General features: G+C 69.2%; 15 protein-coding genes. 9 read left to right on the top strand and 6 right to left on the bottom strand.

Annotated elements, in window-relative coordinates; all coding sequences use genetic code 11:
- Positions 1-17: 17 nt before the first annotated feature.
- Positions 18-566: an OsmC family protein gene (locus tag C998_RS0109010; protein WP_018870537.1), complete on the bottom strand. Its 549-nt coding sequence runs from the start codon at positions 564-566 to the stop codon at positions 18-20.
- Positions 567-1,018: 452 nt separating this feature from the next.
- On the opposite strand from C998_RS0109010, the gene C998_RS0109005 reads away from it, so the two are divergent.
- The 6 genes from C998_RS0109005 to C998_RS0108980 all read left to right on the top strand — a co-directional run bounded on the left by C998_RS0109005 (position 1,019) and on the right by C998_RS0108980 (position 9,172).
- Entirely contained in the window at positions 1,019-1,897 is an 879-nt protein-coding gene (locus C998_RS0109005) for an ABC transporter ATP-binding protein (RefSeq protein WP_018870536.1), read from the top strand.
- Between the two features lie 36 nt (positions 1,898-1,933).
- Positions 1,934-3,217 (top strand): ABC transporter substrate-binding protein, encoded by a 1,284-nt coding sequence (locus tag C998_RS0109000; protein WP_018870535.1) that lies wholly within the window; start codon positions 1,934-1,936, stop codon positions 3,215-3,217.
- 20 nt (positions 3,218-3,237) lie between these two features.
- A complete protein-coding gene (locus C998_RS0108995) occupies positions 3,238-4,053 on the top strand; it encodes an ABC transporter permease (RefSeq protein WP_231364975.1) in 816 nt (271 codons plus the stop codon).
- Positions 4,054-4,266: 213 nt separating this feature from the next.
- Positions 4,267-5,925 carry a sigma-54-dependent Fis family transcriptional regulator gene (locus C998_RS0108990; RefSeq protein ID WP_018870533.1) on the top strand — a complete coding sequence of 553 codons (1,659 nt, stop codon included), beginning with the start codon at positions 4,267-4,269 and terminating at the stop codon, positions 5,923-5,925.
- 183 nt (positions 5,926-6,108) lie between these two features.
- Positions 6,109-6,555 carry a cyanase gene (cynS, locus tag C998_RS0108985; protein WP_018870532.1) on the top strand — a complete coding sequence of 149 codons (447 nt, stop codon included), beginning with the start codon at positions 6,109-6,111 and terminating at the stop codon, positions 6,553-6,555.
- A gap of 187 nt (positions 6,556-6,742) precedes the next feature.
- Positions 6,743-9,172, top strand: a complete 2,430-nt coding sequence (locus C998_RS0108980; protein ID WP_026279554.1) for an EAL domain-containing protein — start codon at positions 6,743-6,745, stop codon at positions 9,170-9,172.
- Positions 9,173-9,214: 42 nt separating this feature from the next.
- Here C998_RS0108980 and amrS read toward each other — a convergent pair whose 3' ends face one another.
- Positions 9,215-10,327 carry an AmmeMemoRadiSam system radical SAM enzyme gene (gene amrS / locus C998_RS0108975; RefSeq protein ID WP_018870530.1) on the bottom strand — a complete coding sequence of 371 codons (1,113 nt, stop codon included), beginning with the start codon at positions 10,325-10,327 and terminating at the stop codon, positions 9,215-9,217.
- A gap of 66 nt (positions 10,328-10,393) precedes the next feature.
- Here amrS and amrB point away from each other — a divergent pair, with 66 nt between their 5' ends.
- Together amrB and amrA are read left to right on the top strand one after the other, a co-directional pair.
- On the top strand, positions 10,394-11,197 hold the full coding sequence (gene amrB / locus C998_RS0108970) for an AmmeMemoRadiSam system protein B (RefSeq protein WP_026279553.1): 804 nt from the start codon (positions 10,394-10,396) through the stop codon (positions 11,195-11,197).
- Positions 11,194-11,790 carry an AmmeMemoRadiSam system protein A gene (gene amrA / locus C998_RS0108965; RefSeq protein WP_018870528.1) on the top strand — a complete coding sequence of 199 codons (597 nt, stop codon included), beginning with the start codon at positions 11,194-11,196 and terminating at the stop codon, positions 11,788-11,790. Before amrB ends, amrA begins: the two co-directional genes overlap by 4 nt.
- On the opposite strand, the gene C998_RS0108960 is transcribed toward amrA, so the two are convergent.
- Together C998_RS0108960 and C998_RS0108955 are read right to left on the bottom strand one after the other, a co-directional pair.
- Positions 11,739-14,897 carry an efflux RND transporter permease subunit gene (locus C998_RS0108960; RefSeq protein WP_018870527.1) on the bottom strand — a complete coding sequence of 1,053 codons (3,159 nt, stop codon included), beginning with the start codon at positions 14,895-14,897 and terminating at the stop codon, positions 11,739-11,741. The genes amrA and C998_RS0108960 overlap by 52 nt on opposite strands.
- The gene (locus C998_RS0108955) at positions 14,894-15,961 is read right to left on the bottom strand and encodes an efflux RND transporter periplasmic adaptor subunit (protein WP_018870526.1); all 1,068 of its coding nucleotides are present in this window, start codon (positions 15,959-15,961) and stop codon (positions 14,894-14,896) included. Before C998_RS0108955 ends, C998_RS0108960 begins: the two co-directional genes overlap by 4 nt.
- 133 nt (positions 15,962-16,094) lie before the next feature.
- Between C998_RS0108955 and C998_RS0108950 the strand changes: the two genes are divergently transcribed.
- The gene (locus C998_RS0108950) at positions 16,095-17,240 is read left to right on the top strand and encodes a GGDEF domain-containing protein (protein ID WP_018870525.1); all 1,146 of its coding nucleotides are present in this window, start codon (positions 16,095-16,097) and stop codon (positions 17,238-17,240) included.
- A 43-nt stretch (positions 17,241-17,283) separates the two neighbouring features.
- Here the strand turns inward: C998_RS0108950 and C998_RS0108945 are convergent, their stop codons facing one another.
- A complete protein-coding gene (locus C998_RS0108945; protein ID WP_018870524.1) occupies positions 17,284-17,865 on the bottom strand; it encodes a CAP domain-containing protein in 582 nt (193 codons plus the stop codon).
- A 2-nt stretch (positions 17,866-17,867) separates the two neighbouring features.
- On the bottom strand, positions 17,868-18,833 hold the full coding sequence (locus C998_RS0108940) for a deoxyhypusine synthase family protein (RefSeq protein ID WP_018870523.1): 966 nt from the start codon (positions 18,831-18,833) through the stop codon (positions 17,868-17,870).
- Position 18,834 lies beyond the last annotated feature (1 nt).

The following is an 18,834-nucleotide window of genomic DNA, read 5'->3' as shown; positions in this document are numbered from 1 at the left end:
TACGGGTCTCCTCGGCCTCAGGCCTTTTCCACGGCCACGTTGACCGGGTTGCGCATGGTGTTGGCGACCGGCGACCAGAAGTCGGCGTGCGCCACCAGTTCCTTCAGCTCTTCCTCGCTGGCGTCGCCCTCGAGGTCGACCTTCACGCGGATGTCGGTGAAGCCCAGGCGCTTGGACTTGTCGGTATCGCCCACGCCCCAGACCGCGGTCACGTTGATGTCGCCCTCCAGCGAGAGCTCCAGCTTGGTGAGGGTGATGCCGCGATCGATGGCGTTGGCATGCATCCCCACCGACAGGCAGGCCCCCAGGCTGGCCAGCGCGGCCTCCGAGGGGTTGGGCGCAGTGTCGTCGCCCAGCAGATGCGGGGGCTCGTCGATCACGTGGGCATCGAGGTCACGCACGTAGGTAAGGTTGCGGAACTTGCCCTCGCACACGGTGCGCGCCTTGAGGGTCACGACACTGTCGGGGTTGGCCTTGCCCTTGTCGGCGAGCTTGTTCAGGCCGTCCTGGTCGATGGGATCCAGGGCATTCATGGAAATGGCGGTGGTGGCTTCTGCGGTCGACATGATCAGGTCTCCTGACGGTTGTTTGGTCAATGCCCGAACCTTTGTGGCCGGGTCGCCAGTCCCGTTGCAGAAGCCGTGCCATGTTGCCCCCGATGGCGCCATGCCGCGATTCCCGGCCGATCGGCAGGCCATCCGGGGAGATCGCCCTGCCCCGCGGGCGGACAAAGCGGACACTTTGTCTGCCCCTTGCACCAACATTGTCGACACAATGCCCCGTTGCACCACGACGAAACGTCGGCCACCGCCACCCGGCGTCACCGCCCGCGCCGGCCCGTGCCCCCCGCCCGGTCCCCGCTGATCCGCGTCCTGCAGCCGTTTCACCCCCTCCGGAGCCACCCCGTTTCGCGCCCGGTCCGCCGCCGTTCTGCATCTGGCACGCCTCTTGTAAGGGTTCCTGTGAGCGCGCCGTGAGAACCACGGCCCATCAACGTTCCCGGAAGAGGAGCATCGCCATGGGCGCAGCCATCTCCATCGACTACATCACGCATCACTATCCGAAACAGACGGACCCGACGCTCCAGGACATCGAGCTGACCGTCAGCCCCGGCGAGACCATCGCCCTGATCGGGCAGAGCGGCTGCGGGAAATCCACCCTGCTGCACATGCTCGCGGGCCTGCTGATCCCCAGCGAGGGCGCGGTACGCATCAACGGCCACCAGGTCATCAAGCCCAGCCCGCGCTGGAACATGATGTTCCAGAAGCCCTCGCTCTACCCGTGGATGACCGTGCGCCGCAACGCCTCCCTCGGCCTGATCTTTCAGGGCCGTCAGGAAGGCATGAACAAGCGCGTCGACGCCCTGCTGGAGACGGTGGGCCTGGCCGAAAAGGCCGAGGTCAACGTGCAGTCGCTGTCCGGTGGCCAGCAGCAGCGCGTGGCCCTGGCGCGCAGCCTGGCCACCGACCCGGAACTCCTGCTGCTGGACGAGCCGTTTTCCGCCCTGGATGCGTTCACCAAGACCGAGCTCCAGGACGAGGTCGTGCGGCTGTCGCGGGATCGCGGCATCACCGTGGTGTTCGTGACCCATGACATCGAAGAGGCCGTCGCCATGGCCGATCGCGTGGTAGTGATGGGTTCCAACCCGGGCACGCTGCAGCACCAGCTCAAGGTGGCCCTGCCGCATCCGCGCGACCGCACCAGCCCCGGATTCACCGAACTGAAGGCCGAGCTGATGGAGTTCTTTGGCGCGACACGCCACCCCGCCTCGCGCCTCGACCCGACCGATGACACGTCGTCATCCGCCGAAGCCCCCGAAGCCCCCGAAGCCCCCGAAGCCGACGATTCCGCCGGGTCCGGATCCGCCCCCGCCCGTCGCGCGATTCGCGCGGCCTGAACCGTCCCTAGCCCGTTACCCGAGAGGAACCTCACCATGTGCAACTGTGACAACCACCACCACATCGACGCGGAACTCGACCGCATCCTTGGCGGCAGCCTGTCCCGCCGCACCTTCCTGCGCTCGGCGGCGGCCGGCTCGCTGGTCGCCGGCGCCGGCCTGACCGCCCCGGGTTCGCTGCTCGCCCAGCAGCCCGACCTGGGTGGCGTCGACCCCGAAGTGGACGACTTCGACGGCGTCGTGCGCATCGGTTACATCCCCATCACCGACGCCGCGGCCCTGCTGGTCGCGCATTCCGAGGGCTATTTCGAGGACGAAGGCCTGGAGGTGGCCGAACCGCAGCTGATCCGCGGCTGGTCGCCGCTGATCGAATCTTTCGCGGCCAACCGCTTCAACCTGGTCCACCTGCTCAAGCCGATCCCGCTGTGGATGCGCTACCAGAACGACTTCCCGGCCAAGATCATGTCCTGGGCCCACACCAACGGCTCGGCGGTGGTCACCGGCCGTCACGTGGAGGTCAACGACTTCGCCGACATGGGCGGCATGAGCGTGGCCGTGCCTTACTGGTACTCCATGCACAACGTGGTCATGCAGATGGCCCTGCGCGACGCCGGCCTGAAGCCGGTGATCAAGGATCAGGGCGACGATCTGGCCCCGGACGAGGTCAACCTGATGCTGATGCCGCCGCCGGACATGCCGCCGGCCCTGGCCGCGCGCTCGATCGACGCCTTCATCGTCGCCGAGCCCTTCAACGCCGCCGGCGAGATGCTGGCCCACGGCAACCTGCTGCGCTTCACCGGCGACATCTGGAAGAACCACCCCTGCTGCGTGGTGTGCATGAACGAGACGCTCACCGACCGCCAGCCGGAATGGACGCAGAAGACCATGAACGCGGTGGTTCGCGCCCAGGGTCACATCCAGGACAACAAGAAGGAGATCGCCCACCTGCTGTCGCGCGACGGCAAGGGGTATCTGCCGATGCCGTCCGGGGTGGTCGAACGTGCGATGACCAACTACGCCGACGACAGTACCTACATCGACTCCGGCGCGATCCGCCATGCCGACTGGGCTAACGGCCGCATCGACTTCTCCCCGTGGCCGTACCCCTCGGCGACGAAGATGCTGGTCGGGGCGATGAACGAGACCCTGGTCGGCGGCGACACCACCTTCCTCTCGGGCCTGGACCCCGAAGAGGTGGCCGATGACCTGGTCAACTACGAGTTCGTCGAGAAGGCCATGGAGAAATACACCGCCTGGCACAACGCACCCGGCGTGGACATGGATTCGCCGTTTGCCCGCGAGGAGATCGTACAGCTATGAACCGCGACGTCACATTCGACATGCCGGCCACCCCCGGGGAGTGGGGGTGGGCCTCCCTGCGTTCCCTGAACCACCTGCGCCGGCGGCTGCAGTACCCGCTGCTCGGCATCGCCGGACTGCTCGCCCTGTGGTGGTGGGGTGGCTGGCTGATCGCCAACAACCCCGACACCATGGCGTTCGCCAGCTTCGCCCCCGGGCCCACGCTGACCGCGTTCTGGGACATCGTGAGTTCGGGCCAGGTGTGGTCGCCGATCGAGTCCAGCCTGCACCGGGTCGGTTTCGGTCTGCTCTACGCGATCCTGATCGGGGTCCCGCTGGGCGTGATGATCGGCTACTTCAACGTGCTGCGCGAAACCACCCATGTGCCGTTCCAGTTCCTGCGCATGATCTCGCCGCTGGCATGGATGCCGATCGCGGTGCTGGCCTTCGCCACCTGGGATGCGGCGATCATCTTCCTGATCGCCATCGCCGCGGTCTGGCCCATCACCTACGCCACCGCGCACGGCGTGCAGCGCATCGATCCGATGTGGCTGAAGGTGGGCAACAACCTGGGCGCCAACCCCTACCACACCCTGCGCTACATCGTGATGCCCGCGATCGCTCAGGACGTGTTCGCCGGCATCCGCCTGGCGGTGGGCGTGGCCTGGATCGTACTGGTGCCGGCGGAATACCTGGGCGTGACCTCGGGACTCGGCTACGCCATCAACGATGCCCGCGACACGCTCGAGTACGACAAGCTGGCCGCCTTCGTGCTGGTGATCGGGCTGATCGGCTACATGCTGGACGCGATCTGCGTGCGCCTGATCCGGCGCAGCAGCTACCACGCCGAAAGCTGAGCTGCCCCCTCACTCCCTCCGTCTGCCCGGCCGTGCGCGGCCGGGCCTTTTTTGTCCACGGCCCGCGGCATGCACTGCACCCTTCGGGCGCGTACCGGAACCGAGCGCACCATCGCGGTGCAAAATCCGTCGCCAGGTTCCTCCCGAATCCGCTCCGTGCCCCGCCACGGCCCGGTCCGCGGCGCTGGCAGGGTTTCTGCATGCCCACCGGGCATGAACGACACCGCCACCGAAGACCGCACCGACCAGGCGACCCGCGAGCAGGAGATCACCCTGCTGCTGGAGGTCGCCCGGCTGATGGGCCGCTCGCGCGACCCCGACGCCGCCATCTACCGCATCCTCGGCATGATGTCCCAGCTGCTGGGCCTCAATCGCGGCCGGGTCCTGCTGCCCGACCCGGACAGCGGACAGCTGAAGATCCGGCATGCCTACGGCCTGACCGACGCCGAACGCGAGCGCGGCAGCTACTCGCTGGGCGAGGGCGTGACCGGCCGGGTGATGAAGACCGGGCAGATCGCGCTGATCCAGGACATCGACAACGAGCCGGAATACCTCGCCCGGGCGGTCGACCGCTCCACCCTGCCGCAGGAGACCGTGGCATATATCGGGGTCCCCATCGTGCAGGACGAACAGCCGATCGGCGTACTCGGGGTCCACCGGCTGCGCCGCCGCTCGCGCCAGTTCCAGGACGATCTCAACGTGCTGCGCGTTGTCGCCTCCATGATCGGCCAGGTCCTGCGCATCAACCAGCTGATCGCCGAACGCACGGCCGAACTGGTCTCGGAAAACCGCTACCTCAAGAGCGCCCTCGACACCCAGGGGGCGAAATACGGGATCCTCGGCGAGAGCCCGGCCCTGCGCAGCGTCCTCAAGCAGGTCCACCGCATCGCCGATACCCAGGCCACGGTGCTGATCACCGGCGACTCCGGCACCGGCAAGGAGAAGATCGCACGCATGATCCACCGGATCAGCCAGCGCAACGCGCGACCGTTCATCTCCCTGAACTGTGCCGCGATCCCGGCCGACCTGCTGGAATCGGAACTGTTCGGCCACGAGAAAGGGGCCTTCACGGGGGCCTCCAGCGCCAAGACCGGCAAGATCGCCCTGGCCGACGGCGGCACCCTGTTCCTCGACGAGATCGGCGACATGCCGGAGGCGCTGCAGTCCAAGATCCTGCGCGTGTTGCAGGAACGGGTCGTGCAGCCGATCGGGGGATCGCGCGACATCCCGGTGGACGTGCGCGTGGTCGCCGCCACCCACAAGGACCTGCAGAAAGCGGTCAATGCCGGGGAATTCCGGCTCGATCTGTTCTACCGCCTCAACGTGATCCCGCTGCACATGCCCGCGCTGCGCGATCGCGCCAGCGACATTCGCCTGCTCTCACGGCACTTTCTCGACCGTTACACCCACGTCCATGGCTGGAACGTGGTCCTGGACGACGGGGTGATGGAGCGTCTGGAGACCTTCGACTGGCCGGGCAACATCCGCCAGCTGGAGAACGTGCTGGAGCGGGCGGTCCTGCTCTCCAGCGAGGGCCGCATCGGCACCGCCCTGATCGACGAGATCCTGCACGAGGAATCGCGCATCAGCCCGGGGCTGCACGCCACCGGTCCCGCCGCTTCCCCGCAACCGGACGCCGCACCATCGCCGGACACCCCGGCCTTTCCCGGCACGCACGGCAACGAGGCGCACTCCGACGGGGCGGCCGGCCCCGGCATCGTCCGCCCCTACCGCCGCGTGCACGCCTCCGAGGCCGACCAGCTGCGGGACGCCATCGAACGCAGCGGCGGCAACAAGACCCGCGCCGCCATGGACCTGGGCCTCACCCCGCGCCAGCTGCGCTACCGCCTGAAGAAACTGGGACTGGCCTGAGACCCCGGTGCGGACATTGTCGACACTTTGTCCGCACCGGGAGCGGACAAAGTGTCCGCCTCACCCGACCCGTGCTGCCGTACGGCCGTCCCGGAGCGGATCCGGTGAACGGCGTCCAGCTGGCACGGGATCTGCAGAGCATTGGGTGGCAACACTGATCCGACACCAACCGGGAGGCCATCCATGACCCTCAGCAAGACCGAAATGACCGCCACCATCCTCGAAGCCAAGGAGGGCCGGTCCGCGACCTGGGCCGGCATCGCCGAGGCCACCGGCCTGCACGAGGTCTACGTGACCTCGGCCTGCTACGGCATGAATCATCTCGACGCCGAGGCGGCCGACCGGCTCACCGCGTTTCTCGATCTCGGGCCCGACGTGTCGAAGGCCCTGCAGGCGTTCCCGCACAAGCACTGGGACAAGACCATCCCCACCGACCCGGTGATCTACCGCTTCTACGAGGCGATCAACGTGTACGGTGACACCATGAAGGCGCTGATCCACGAGAAGTTCGGCGACGGCATCATGAGCGCCATCGACTTCACCATGGACATCGACAAGGTCGAGGACCCGAAGGGTGACCGGGTGAAGATCACCTGGAACGGCAAGTTCCTGCCCTACAAGAGCTGGTGAACGCCGGCCACTCGCCCTCTCGCCCGCCCGTGGCCGTGGCCCGGGCGCGGCCCTGGCGGCCTTTCCTGCCTGCCCTCTCTGCCCTCCCTGCATTTCCCTGCCCCTCGCGGGAACGAAAGGTTCCCGAATCAAACCGTTGTCTGCACGGACAAGCATCCACCGCCCGGTTCGTAGTAGGCTGACCGGCATGAATTGGCTGCCCCGCACCCTTGTCCTGGCCGTGATGCTGCTCCCGTCCCTCCCGGGCGCGGTCGCCGGCGCTCCGGATGGGGCCACGACAGTGGACATCGGTGTGCTCGCAGTGCGCGAGGCAAGCGCAGCCGAGGCCCGCTGGCAACCGACCGCGGACTACCTGACCGAACGCCTTGGCGAGGATTTCGACGCCCGCTTCCGCATGCGGGCGATGAACTACCCCGAGCTGGAAGACGCGGTTGCGGGGGAAGAGATCGATTTCGTTCTCACCAATACCGGGCACTACGTCCAGCTGGAATACGCCCACGGCATCAGCCGCCTGACCACACTGATCGCGTCACACGAAGGCGAACCGGTCCGGCTGTTCGGCGGCGTCATCTTCACGCGCGCCGACCGCGACGACATCACCGCGCTGGAGGACATCGCCGGCCAGCACCTGTTTGCGGTACAGGAGGGCTCGCTGGGTGGCTGGCATGCCGGGCACGAGGCCCTGCTGGATGCCGGCGTGGATCCGCGCGAGGATCTCGCCGAACTGACTTTCACCGACATGCCGCATGACCGCGTGGTCGAGGCCGTGCTCGACGGCCGCGCGGACGCCGGCACGGTCCGCACCGGCGTGCTCGACCGCATGGCCGGGGCCGGGGCGTTCGAACCCGGCGAGCTGCGGGTGCTGGAACCGCGCGACACCCCCGGCTTTCCGTTCGAGCACACCACCCGCCTGTTCCCGGAATGGCCGTTCTCGCGCATGGAACATGCCGACGAAGCCCTGGCCAACGCGGTGACCGTGGCCCTGCTGGAGATGCCGGAGGGTCACCCGGCAAGCCGGACCGGCGAATATTTCGGCTGGGCCGCACCGCTGTCCTACGCCCCGGCACATGAGCTGCTGGAACGCCTGGGCGCCCCGCCCTACGAACGCAACCCGGCCCTGGACCCGCTGCTCTACTGGCGCGAGAACCCGGCGGTCACCATCGCCTTGCTGCTGGGGCTGCTGGCGCTGATGGCCGCAGCGACCCTGCGCTACCACCGGATCAACCGCGACCTCGGGCGCGAGGTGCAGCAGCGCCGCGAGGCCGAGACCCGCCTGCGCCGGCACGAGGCGGAGCTGGCGCATCGCGCCAGCCACGACCCGCTGACCGACCTGCCCAACCGGGTGCTGCTGACCCAGCGCATGCGTTCGGCGATCAACACCAGTGCCGAAGATGGCGGGCGGGTCGCGATCCTGTTCCTGGACCTCGACCGTTTCAAGACCATCAACGACAGCCTCGGCCACCAGGTCGGCGACGAACTCCTGAAGATCCTCGCCGACCGGCTCAAGGATCGGGTACGAGCCAACACCATCGCCCGCCTGGGCGGCGACGAGTTCATCGTCCTGCTGGACGATGTCGAATCGCTGGAGGCCCTCGAGGAGCGGGCCCGGGAGATCCTGGCGGTGATCGCCGAACCCTTCGCGGTGGGCGGGTGGCGCTCGCTGCAGGTCGGAGGCTCGCTGGGGATCACCCTGTTCCCCGATAACGGCGGGTCGCCCGAGGCCCTGATCACCCAGGCGGACGCGGCCATGTACCGCGCCAAGGCCCAGGGCCGCAACACCTACAGCTTCTACAGCGAGGACCTCACCGCCGCCGCCAGCGAGCGCCTGGAGACCGAAAATCATCTGCGCGAGGCCCTGAAGAACGGCCATCTCGAGGTCTTCTACCAGCCGCAGATCGACCTGCGCGAACGCCGCGTGTCCGGGGTCGAGGCGCTGGTACGCTGGCGCGACCCGGACAAGGGGCTGATCTCGCCCGGACGCTTCATCCCGGTGGCCGAAGAAACCGGCCTGATCAGCCCGCTGGGCGAGTTCGTCCTGCGCGAGGCCTGCCGCCAGGTGGTGGAATGGGACCGGCAGGGCCTGCCGGAGCTGTCGCTGGCGGTGAACCTCTCGGCCCACCAGATGAACGACCCCGCACTGGTCGCGCGCGTGCGCGAGGTGCTGGATTCCACCGGGATGGACCCCGGGCGTCTGGTGCTGGAGATGACCGAGACCACCCTGATCCAGGCCGAGGGCTCGCGCGAGGTCCTGCTGCAGCTCAAGGGCCTGGGCGTGGCGCTGGCCATCGACGACTTCGGCACCGGGTATTCCTCGCTGGCCTACCTCAAGCGCTTCAACATCGACTGGCTCAAGATCGACCGGGCCTTCGTCCAGGATCTGCCGCACGACCCCAACGATGCCGAACTGACCGTGACCATCATCAACATGGCCCACAACCTGGGGCTGGAAGTGCTGGCGGAAGGGGTCGAGACCGAAGACCAGCGCAGCTTCCTCCAGACCCGCTACTGCGATGCCTGGCAGGGTTTTCTGTGCAGCCCGCCGGTCCCGGCGGAGGAACTGCCGCAGCTGCTGGAAGACTGCGAGGGCGGTGTGGCCGCCGCCGGCGTCCCGCGCTGAGGGAATCGCCGAGGGACTCGCCGGGGCGCAGGCCGGCGCCGGTCAGCGGGCAAAGTCCGCCAGATGCACCGGCTGGCGGCGCGGCCCCCAGTCCCCCGGCCGCGCCTCGAACACCCCGGCAACGGCTGCCCCGCAGGCATTGCAGCAGCCGTCGGCGGTGAGGTTCCAGTCCGACAGCCGGTACCAGTCGCGCCCGATCAGCCGCCGGCCACAGGACGGACACCAGGTGCTCTGCCCATCACGGTCGTGCACGTTCCCCGTATACACGTGATGCAGTCCCCGCTCGCGGGCGATGTTGCGCGCCCGTTGCAGGGTCTCCGGCGGCGTGCGCGGATGGTCGGTCATGCGGAAATCGGGGTGGAAGGCGGTGAAGTGCATGGGCACGTCCGGACCCAGATGCCGGTACACCCAGTCGGCCATCGCCACGATCTCGGGATCGCTGTCGTTCTCTCCGGGGATCAGCAGGGTGGTGATCTCGGTCCACACATCGGTCTCGTGCACCAGCCACTCCAGGGTATCCAGCACCGGCTGCAGATGCGCCCCGGTCAGGCGGTGGTAGAAGCGCTCGGTAAACGCCTTGAGATCCACGTTGGCCGCATCCATCGCGGAGAAGAACTCGCCGCGCGCGGCCTCGGTGATGTAGCCCGCGGTGACCGCCACCGTGCGGATCCCGCGCGCACGGCAGGCCGCCGCCACGTCGATCGCGTATTCGTGGAAGATGACCGGGTCGTTGTAGGTGAACGCCACCGAGCGGCATTCCAGCTCCTCGGCCGCCCGCGCGATGGTCTCCGGATCCGCCCGGTCGGCGAGGGTATCGACCTCGCGCGACTTGCTGATGTCCCAGTTCTGGCAGAACTTGCAGGCCAGGTTGCAGCCGGCGGTCCCGAACGACAGCACCGGTGTCCCCGGCAGGAAATGGTTCAGCGGCTTCTTCTCGATCGGATCCACGCAATAACCGGAAGAGCGGCCGTAGCTGGTCAGCACGACCTCGTCGTCCAGCCGGGCACGCACGAAACAGGCGCCGCGCTGCCCTTCCTTCAGCTTGCAGAAACGCGGACACAGGTCGCACTGCACACGGCCGTCGTCGAGGGCGTGCCAGTAGCGCGTGGACACCGTGAAGGCGTCGTGCTGCGGAGTGTCGGTCGTACGGCTCATACTCTTGAATGTGGCCCCCGAGGTCCCACAATTCAAGCCATGAGTCCCGATATTGTGGAGCCCGACATGTCCGCCACCGCCGCCATCCGCGAACCCGCCGTCGCCGGGCGCTTCTACCCCGCCGATGCCGCCGCACTGCGGCAGATGGTGGAGCGCTTTCTCGCCGAGGTGTCGCCGCCGGAGGCGGATGCCCCGGCGCCCCGGGCGATCGTCGCCCCGCACGCCGGTTTCCCGTTCTCCGGTCCGGTCGCGGCGGCAGCCTACGCCCGAGTGCGTCCGCTGGCCGGCCGCATCCGGCGCGTGGTCCTGCTCGGGCCCTCGCACCGCGTGCCGTTTCGCGGGATCGCCACCACCGACAGCGCGTACTACCGCAGCCCGCTGGGCGACATCCCCGTGGACCGCGAGGCCGTGGATGCCCTCGCCGGTCTGCCCGGCGTGCAGTGCCTGGACGCCGCCCACGGCCCGGAGCACAGCCTGGAGGCCCAGCTGCCGTTCCTGCAGGTGGCCCTCGAGGACTTCCGCCTGGTCCCGCTGGTCGTCGGCGATGCGTCCCCGGACCAGGTCGAGGCGGTGCTCGACCGGCTGTGGGACGACCCGGAGACCCTGGTGGTGGTGAGCTCGGACCTGTCGCATTTCCACGACGAGGCGACCGCACAGCGCCTGGATGCGGCGACCCAGCAGGTCATCGAGCGCATGGACGACACCGCGCTGGGGCCGGAAGACGCCTGCGGCTGCCGCCCGCTGGCCGGACTGCTGCGGGCGGCGCGACGCCGCGGACTGCGCATCACCACCCTGGACCGGCGCACCTCGGCGGATACCGCCGGCCCGCGCGACCAGGTGGTGGGTTACGGTGCCTGGGCCCTGCAATGACGGTCCCGTTCGAACCCGATACTTCGGCGCGTGAACGGCTGACCGGACTGGCCCGCGACGCCATCCGCCACGCCGCCGGTGACGGCCCCGCGCCCGAACTCCTCGCGGAGGCGGAACCCGCGCCCCTGAATGCCCCCGGGGCCAGCTTCGTGACCCTCAAGTGCGGGGGCGAGCTGCGTGGCTGCATCGGATCGCTGGAAGCGCGCCGTCCGCTGGCGCAAGATGTGCTGCACAACGCGGTCGCCGCGGCCACGCGCGACCCGCGCTTCGCCCCGCTGGACCCCGGCGAACTCGCGGGGCTGGAGTACTCGGTGACCCTGCTGGGGCCCTCCGAACCGCTGGCGGCCACCAGCCGCCACACCCTGCTGGACCGGCTGCGCCCGCGCGAGGATGGGCTGATCCTGCAGGCGGGGCCGCGGCGCGCCACCTTCCTCCCGGCGGTCTGGGAATCCCTGCCCGATCCGGAGGCCTTCGTCGACGCCCTGCTGCGCAAGGCCGGGCTGCCGCGCCATCCGTGGCCCGAGGGCCTGCAGGCCTGGCGCTACGGCTCGCTGGAGCTCCCCGGACGCATGGATACGCGCAATGACTCATAGCGCCCGCGCATGCGATCCAGCAGCACCAGCATCGCGGGGGTGAACAGCAGGGTCAGCGGGGTGGCGAACAGCAGCCCGCCGGCGATGGCCGTGGCCAGCTGGACCCAGAAGCCGGTGACCGGGGCGCCGATGTAGAAATCCCGCCCGGCGAAATCCACCGTCCAGGCCAGCACCATCGGCAGCAGGCCGAGGATGGTGGTGATCGCGGTCAAAAGTACCGGCCGCATGCGCTGGGCCGCCGCCCGCAGGGCCGCCTCGTGCGCCGTCAGGCCGCGACCGCGCTGTTCGTTGTAGTTGTCGATCAGCACGATGTTGTTGTTGACCACGATCCCCGCCAGCGCCAGCACGCCGATCCCGCTCATCACGATGCCGAACGGCTCGCCGCGCGCCAGCAGCGCCAGCAGCACTCCGGCGGTGGAGAACACGATGGCGGACATCACCAGCAGCGCCTGGGAGAACCGATTGAACTGGGTGACCATCATCGCCAGCATCAGGAACAGCGACATCGCGAAGGCCCCCAGCAGGAAGCGCGCGGCCTCCTCCTGCTCCTCGGCCTCGCCGCGGAACCGGATCTCCACCGCGTCATCCAGCTCGAGGGTGTCCAGCCGTGCCTGCAGCGCCCGCACCCGTTCGTCCACCAGGTAACCGGGCGCGGCATCCGCCTCGATGGTGTAGGCGCGCTGGCCGTCGAGGCGCTTGATCAGACCGGTCGCGGGGACCGGTACCAGCTCGGCGAAATTCGCCAGCGGCACCAGCCCGCCCGGCGCCGGCAGGTTGAGATTGGCCAGCTGCTGCAGGTGGCGCTGCTCGGCCGGCAGCCGCAGGCGGATGTCCACCTCCTCGTCGGTGAAATCGGGGCGCCAGCTCCCCAGCAGGATGCCGTCGGTCAGCAGCTGCACGCCGTCGCCCAGCAGCGGCACGTCGACGCCGAAACGCGCCGCCTGCTCGCGGTCGAAGCGCACCTCCAGCTCCACCCCGGGCAGCGGCAAGTCGTCGCCGATGTCCTCGAAGCCCCCCAGTTCGTCCATCTGCGCGCGGATCTCGCGGATCACCGGCGGGATGCGCCCGGGCTGCTCGCCGGAGGCGACGATGCGGATCGGCCGGCCCTCGCCCGGGCCGTGTTCCTGCGCCCGGAACTGCAGCCGCAGTCCGGGCAGATCCGCGGTGCGCTCGCGCAATTCGGCGATGACCGCCTCCGCCGGCGGGCGGGTGCGCCAGTGGGTCAGCTCCAGCTGGATCGCCCCGACCACGTCCTCCGGATAATCGCCCTGCAGGCGCGCGAGCTGGGTCCCGAGGGTGCGGGCATAGGCGTGTTTCACCTCGGGCGACGCCATCAGGCGGCCCTCCACCTGGCGCACCAGCGCGTCTGCCTCGCGCACCGAGAGATCGCCGCGCGCCTGCACCTGGACCTGCACGTTCTCCGGCTCGATCGACGGGAAGAACTCCACCCCGCGACCGAAACTCGCATAGGCGGCGTACGCGAGGACCAGCAACCCGACCGTGGCCCCCAGGGTCAGCCCCGGCCGGTCCACCAGCGGCCGCAGCATACGGATGTAGCGGGCGGTGAAGCCATGCAGCTGGTCGAACCGCCCTTCCTCGGCCGCGCGCACGAAACGCGTCTGTTCCGCGTTGATCGGATGCGACGGGCCGATCACCGAACCCAGCACCGGGATGAACACCAGCGCCATTGCCAGAGAGGCGATCAGGGTCACGATCACCGTCGCCGGCAGATAAACGATGAACTCGCCCACCATCCCCGGCCAGAACAGCATGGGTGCGAACACCGCCAGGGTGGTCGCGATGGCGGCCGTGATCGGCCAGGCCATGCGCTGAGCCGCGGCGCGGAAGGCCTCGACCCGCCCGCGCCCCTCCGCGATATAGCGGTCCGCCAGTTCCACGACCACCACCGCGCCGTCCACCAGCATCCCCACCACCAGGATCAGCGCGAACAGCACGACGATGTTGAGCGTGAAGCCCAGCAGATGAATGGCCAGGATCCCGCCGAGGAAGGCCCCGGGGATCGCCAGTCCCACCAGCAGCGCGGCACGCGCGCCCATCATCACCAGGATCACCAGGGCCACGATCAGCACCGCGGTGATCACGTTGTTCTCCAGATCACCCAGCAGATCGGCGACGTCCTTCGCCTGATCCTGGGTATACGTCACCTCCAGCGAGTCGGGCCATTCGGCGCGCGAGGCCTCGATGGTCGCGCGCGCGGCCGACACCACTTCGAGGATATTGGCGTCCGTCTGCTTGCGGATCTCCAGCGACACCGACGGCTGCCCGTCGATGCGGGTGAAGCCCTCCGGATCGCGATAACTGCGGCGCACCTCGGCCACGTCGCGCACGCGCACCACGGTGTCGTTCTCCACCCGTACCGCGGTGTCCAGCACGTCATCGATGTCGTCGATGGTGCCCGGCACCCGCAACGGGATGCGTCCCACCCCGGTGTCCACCGCGCCGGCGGCCACCAGCCGGTTATTGCGTTCGATCGCGCGACTCAGATCGCCGAAGGACAGCTCGTAGGTCTCCAGCACCAGCGGATCGACCAGCACCTCCATCTGCTCCTCGCGGTCGCCGCCGATGTCGGCCTCCAGCACGCCCGGCAGCGCCTCCACGCGGTCGCGCAGCTCGCGTGCCAGGCGCACCAGCGTGCGCTCCTCCAGCGGCCCCGAGAGATTCACCGTCACCACCGGAAACAGCGACAGGTCCACCTCGGACACCGACGGCTCCTCGGCCCCGTCCGGCAGCTCCGGACGAACCAGATCGACCTCCTCGCGCAGATCCGACAGAGCCTCGCGGTTGTCCCAGCCGGGTTCGAAATCGATGCGCAGCAGGGCAAAGCCCTCGCCGGCCCAGGACTGTATTTCATCGACCCCGGGGATGCCCTGCAGCTCGCGCTCCAGCGGCTGCACCATCAGGCGTTCGGCATCCTCCGGCGAAATTCCCGGGTAGGGCACGGACACGAAGAAGATCGGGATGTCGATCTCGGGAGCGGCCTCCTTCGGCGCCACCACCCAGGCCATGGACCCGGTGACCAGGATCAGCAGCAGGAACAGCAGGACCGTCCGGGCATGCGTCACCGCCCAGGCGATCAGCGCATTCACCGCTCGGTCTCCCCGGCCGCCTGCGGACGCACCCGCTCGCCCTCGGTCACGAAGCCCTGCCCCACGGTGATGACCCGGGCCTCGTCCGGAAGACCGGTCACCCACACGCCATCCGCCGCGGTCCGCACGACTTCCACCGGGTGGAAGGCCACCCGATCGGCATCGTCCACGGTCTTCACCCCGACGCGACCGTCATCGCCCAGGGACATGACCGCCGGCGACACGCGATGGGCGCGGACGATGTCGGTGGGGATCTCCACACCGGCGCTGAGGCCCGACGGCAACGCGCCATCGGGATTGGGGACCTCGACCTCGAGGCGGAAGGTGCGGGTGCCCGGCTCGGCCACTCGTGCGACGAAGCGCACCTCGCCCTCCGCGGTGCGCCCGTCGAGGAAGCGGATACGCGCCATCTGCCCGCGTTCGACCCGCCCGATCTGGTGCTGCGGCACCTGCACCACCGCCAGCAAAGGATCGTTGTCGATGATCTCGGCCACCGGGTCACCGCGGCCGACGAAATCCCCCGGTTCCGCCAGCCGCTGATGCACGATACCTGCCAGTGGCGCGCGGATGCGCGTGTTGCGCAGATCCAGCTCGGCCGCCTCGCGCGCGGCACGTGCCGCCTCCAGCTCGGCCTCGCGCGCATCCAGCTCGGTGCGCGAGGCGTGCCCCTGCTGATGCAGACGACGGGTCGCCTCGAAGTCGCTCTCGGCGCCGCGTTCGCGCGCAATGGCCTGGCGACGCTGTGCCTCGCGGTCGTCGATGCGCAGACGGGCCAGCAGGTCCTCCGCTGCCACCTCGGCCCCCCGTGTCACCGCCCATTCGGCCACCTGCCCGGCGGTCTCGGCGCGCACCCGCACCCGCTGGTCGGGTTCCACCTGTCCCTGCAGGACCAGGATCCGCTCCACCGGTTCGGCCGCCCGGGTTTCCACCGCCACCGCCATCGACTGCGCCGCCCGGGGCTCCGGTTCCGCCGGCGGCTCGCGGGTCAGCACACCCGAGGCGATCCAGGCCACCGCCAGGAGCACGATGCCCCCGGCCGCGATCCACCGTCCGTATCCCGCCATCAAGGGTCACCTCTCGCCATGGCCCGCCCGCGTTCGAAATGTCACTATGACCCATCACTATAAACGGGGCGGCCGCCACCTGTCGGCCGGGACCCCGGCAACGGGCCCCGTGCCCGCACGCGACCGAAGCCCGATGACCGAACAACCGGACGAATCCAGCACCGAGATCCGCGAACTCCGGGCCCGCAAGCGCCTGGTGTATGCCCTGGTGCTTGTCGGCGGGATCACGATCACCCTTCTCAGCTGGTGGTTCCGCGGTCCCGACGATCCCTTCCTGACCCGGGTCTATCCGCCGTTCGCGGCTGCCCTCGCCGGGCTGCTGGTGGTGCTGTGGCGGCAATGGCTGACGCTGGAACACATCGAAGGGCTGATGGTACTGGTCGCCTCCGCGCTGATCCTCGGGCGGCTGGCCTGGCACATGCACTTCGCCGCCGGGATCGAGCAGCAACTGATGGTGCTGGTCGGCGGCCACTTCTGGGCCGTGGGACTGCTGATCGCCGGCGCCTTCGTGATGCTTGACCGGCGCCGCGGCGTGATCGCCGGGCTCGCCATCCTCGGGATCTCGATCCTGCTGACGGTCACCGGGGTCCTGCGGGAATACATGGCAGCCACCCCGCCCGCGGCCGAGACCCTGATGTACCTGGTGCGCGTACATGTGTTCCTCGGCCTGCTGCTGGCCCTGCTGGCCGGGGTCGCCGGGATGCGCGACCAGCTGCAGCGCGCCCTGCTGCGCGCCGAGATCCTGCACGACTGGGCGACCACCGATCCGCTCACCGGGCTGGCCAACCGCCGCGCCGCCGAGGCCGGGCTGGAACGCGAGATTGCTTATGCGCGCCGCTACGGGCAGCCAATGAGCGTGATCATCGCCGATCTCGACCATTTCAAGGACGTGAACGACACCCACGGCCATGCCCATGGCGATCGGGTGCTGCGCGAGGTCACCGCCCGGCTGCAGGCGCGCGTGCGCGACAGCGACCTGACCGCCCGCTGGGGCGGCGAGGAACTCCTGGTGATCGCCCCCGGCATCGACCTGCAGGAGGCCACGGCGCTGGCCGAGCGCTGCCGGCGGGCCCTGGCCGAGGAGCCCGTGGCGGGCCTCGGCATCACGGCCACCCTGGGCGTGGCCGAATTCACCCCGGAAGACGACCGCGAATCTCTCCTCGCCCGCGCCGACCGCCAGCTCTACGCCGGCAAGGCCGCAGGCCGCAACCGCGTCGTTCCCCCGCCCGACCCGCTACCGGGCCCGGACTCCGGCACGACCCCGCGCACGACCACCTGAACGCATTCCCGCGAGCGGCGCATGCTGGACGCCGTCCCGTTCGCTATTCGGCGCCGGCCGCGTCGCCTTCGGGCTCTTCGCCGAACCACACCAGGGCATATTCCTCCGACAGTGCGGCGCCGATGGCCTCCCATTCGACCCCGGACCATACGCCTCGATTGACCATCACCTCGTAGTGCGCGTCGCTGTCGCGCCAGATCCGCAGCGCCTCCTCGCGGTCCATGCCGGAACTGCGCCAGGCCGCGATCTCGTAACCGGCATGGGGATAGTCCTCGCCGGTAATCTCGCGCGGCTTGCGCCGCATGCAGTCCGCCGAAGCCTCGTCGCCGGGGCGATAGCAGCAGGCCGTCCAGTCTCCTTCCTCGGACCAGCTGTGCAGGTTGCACTGTTCGCCCTCCGCGGCATCCGCGGACTCCAGATCCTCCAGATGGATCTTTGCGACCTCCGCCAGCGCGGGTGACCAGGCCACCGGTTCCAGCCCCCGATCCTCGCGGTGTTCGTTGACCGTCTCCACCAGACGTTCGCCCGGCGACGGAGGCGTGGCACAGCCGCTGACGAGAAGCAGCAGCACAACGGGCAACAGGCCCGGCCATGCGGCCGGGCGCAGGATCGGTAAACGTCGCAAGGTCAGTCCTCCAGCATGTAGGCCAGGATCAGCGGCGCGACGATGGTCGCGTCGGAGTGGATATCGAAGCGCGGGGTCCCGGGGCGCAGCTTGCCCCAGGTGATCTTCTCGTCCGGGGGCGCACCGGAATAGCCGCCATAGGTGGTCTCGGCATCGGTGACCTGACAGAAATAACCCCAGGTCGGGGTGTCTTCCAGTCCCAGCTCGCGGGTGATCAGCGGCACCACGCAGATCGCGAAGTCGCCGGGGATCCCGCCGCCGATCTGGAAATAGCCGATCCCGGGGGCCGGGTCGCAGTTCTCCAGATACCAGCGCACCAGGCGGTTCATCTGCGCGGTGCCCGGCTCCACGCAGTCGTGACGGGCCACGTCGCCGCGCATGACCGCGGCGGAAAACGCATTGCCGGTGGAGGAGTCCTCCCAGCCGGGGGTCCAGATCGGGACGCCGCATTCATCGGCGGCCAGCAGCCAGCTGGCCTCGGGCTCGATGAATCGCTCGCGCAGCCACGCGTCACGCAGCACGTCCTGCAGGAAATCGGCGGGCGAGGCCTGGCGCCCGGAACGGGCCGCCGCCTCCCAGCGCCGGATCAGCAGCGACTCTATCGGCTGCATCGCCGTCTCGGGGATCCCGGTGTCCGTCACCCGGCTGACCCCGCGGGCGTACAGTTCGGCCTCGCGCTGCGGCCCCAGAGTGCGCCAGTCCGGCAGGGTCTCGTAGGTGTCGGCGCCGATCAGGCGAAAGGCGTCCTCCTCGAGATTCGCGCCCGTGCAGACGATCCCGTGGATCAGGCCGGCGCGGATGGCGCGCGCGAGGATGCGACCGAACCCGGCGGTGGACATCGCTCCCGACATCGACAGGAACATGCGCCCGCCGGCATCGGCGTGGTCGCGCCAGGCGCGCGCCGCCGCGCGCAGCTCGCGGGCATTGAAATGCGCGTAGTGGCGTTCGATGAACTCCGCGACCTGCATC

Source organism: Thioalkalivibrio sp. ALgr3, assembly GCF_000377325.1.
Lineage (GTDB): Bacteria > Pseudomonadota > Gammaproteobacteria > Ectothiorhodospirales > Ectothiorhodospiraceae > Thioalkalivibrio.
The sequence above is the reverse complement of the archived record's forward strand: the minus strand, read 5'-3'. Positions and strand labels throughout refer to the sequence as shown.